The sequence below is a fragment of the Vibrio sp. 10N.261.55.A7 genome, assembly GCF_002877365.1.
Classification (GTDB): Bacteria; Pseudomonadota; Gammaproteobacteria; order Enterobacterales; family Vibrionaceae; genus Vibrio.
In genome coordinates this window covers 1,869-3,028 of the sequence record NZ_MCWZ01000175.1, presented here as the reverse complement: position 1 = coordinate 3,028, position 1,160 = coordinate 1,869, and the positions used below count along the sequence as shown (strand labels likewise).

Here is a 1,160-nt window from a genome sequence, read left to right as displayed (position 1 = left end):
AGCTAACATAATCATTAGCTTGGAAATTTTACTAAAAACTTTATCAGGCCATAATATTTTTAAAATCAATTTATTCATCTTTAAACACCTTTATTATTTTGCTGTCCTCAGGAATACTCCTGTTAACTTCATCAAGTATTCCTGATGCAGATATATACGATTGCACCTTATCGGCTTTGAAAGGTACTAAATTGTCTCGAAGCATAATATGGACTAACTTTGTCGTACTAAGATCTAATGCTTCTTTTGATACTTGTTCTTTTAAAACAGCACTTCCAACTGATGTTGCCATTCCCACGTAATCAATGGTTTTAAACACGACCGTTCCTGCTCTAGCTGGCAAAGCCGCATAAGTAGCCACTGTTGCCGCATCATCCAATGCCTTAGCACTAGTTGCATCTATGAACGCATCGCTGGCAGCATTTTTCACCATATTACTATTAGTCGCCACACACTCTGGAGTAGCACATGAGTGATAATCTACCACGTAGGATTTGCCATCAATGGTGTGTGATACTTGGTATGTACCATTCTTAGAATTGATCGGTTTGCCTGTTAAGAAGTCAATCTCAACCGTCTTCGTTTCTGGAACTATAAAGAAGCTATAGCCTAGATCTTGATCCAGAAAATACTGCTTCGCTGACTCGTCTAAAGGAATCGACTCTATATCCTGAACGATGTAACGACCTTTTCCTGTTCCATTTTGCCCTACGATCAACTTACCCCCACTGTTATCAACGAAACTCTTATCGTCTACTTTAGATGTATCTACAAAGTAGGGAGAAACACCTGAATCATACTTCTCATTTTCCTGAACTTGAGTATGACGCATTGCATTACGAATTTCTTCCGCTGTATATTTTCCATTGCTCTCAGCTGCTAGCGTATTGGCTAGCTCGTATTCACGTTTACTCAAGAACCGATTGTCAAGAGTCACTCCCGGAGTATTGTGTTGAATGGCTGAGTTGATATTGTTTAACCAGATCAATGGCGAACTGTCATTGCCGATATGTTGGTTTACATCACCAGACTTATATTCACCAAGCCCAGAATTCTCCAAAACAAACTTAAAGGAATCCTCTGCGTAGTTACCAACCAGACCAGCATACTGTTCTTCAAACTCTCCTTTGTCCCCAATTCGCCCTTGGTTAATAGCAGCA

At 39.7% G+C, this 1,160-nt stretch carries 1 protein-coding gene; it reads right to left on the bottom strand.

The window, feature by feature from the left end; translation table 11 throughout:
• Positions 1–70: 70 nt before the first annotated feature.
• On the bottom strand, positions 71–1,160 hold a 1,090-nt coding region (locus BCU12_RS09960; protein ID WP_198599302.1), incomplete at its 5' end, for a hypothetical protein.